This is a genomic window from Streptomyces ureilyticus (genome assembly GCF_011045025.1).
Taxonomy (GTDB): domain Bacteria; phylum Actinomycetota; class Actinomycetes; order Streptomycetales; family Streptomycetaceae; genus Streptomyces; species Streptomyces ureilyticus.
Genome location: NZ_JAAKZX010000524.1, coordinates 1 through 576 on the forward strand (window position 1 = coordinate 1; position 576 = coordinate 576).

Annotated in this window: 1 protein-coding gene and 1 pseudogene; both read left to right on the forward strand. The window is 61.5% G+C overall.

The genetic code is table 11. The features are described from left to right. Nucleotides 1-98 precede the first annotated feature (98 nt). The gene (locus tag G6048_RS48500; RefSeq protein ID WP_328829205.1) at nucleotides 99-455 is read left to right on the forward strand and encodes an IS3 family transposase; all 357 of its coding nucleotides are present in this window, start codon (nucleotides 99-101) and stop codon (nucleotides 453-455) included. A gap of 43 nt (nucleotides 456-498) precedes the next feature. Then, nucleotides 499-576 (forward strand): annotated as a pseudogene (locus G6048_RS48505) (IS5/IS1182 family transposase); the annotation flags it as partial.

Below are 576 nucleotides of genomic sequence, written 5' to 3' on the forward strand. Positions count from 1 at the left end.
CGTCGCCATGGCGATCAACAACCGGCCCCGCAAGACCCTCGGCTGGCGGACACCCGCCGAGGTCTTCGAAGAGCAGCTACGCTCGCTGCAACAGCCCGGTGTTGCAACGACTGGTTGAACTCGCCCAATACACGTCCATCAAGCTCACAACACGCCTGGTCAGAGCAGGAGTTCAGGCGTCCATGGGCTCGGTCGGCGACTCCTTCGACAATGCCCTGGCGGAGAACCTGTGGATGCTGATCAAGACCGAGTGCATCCGCGGTCGCGTCTTCGCGACCAGGGCCGAGGTGAATCTCGCGCTCTTCGAGTACATCGACGGCTTTTACAATCCCCGCCGCATCCAGAAACGACTCGGCTATCTCAGCCCCATCGAGTTCGAGGAGAAGCACTACGCCGACCAGGCAGCGGCCGAACAAGTGAATCTGAAACCACGTCAACCCGCCCTGACCAGCTAAGGGCTGTCCCGTAAGTGCTGGTCACGGGTGAGATGATCTTGTCGTGTCTGGTGTGATCACGGCGTCGGAGCCGTCCTGGATAGCCCCGTTCACCGGGCTGAGCCCTCGTCAGTTCGGCAAG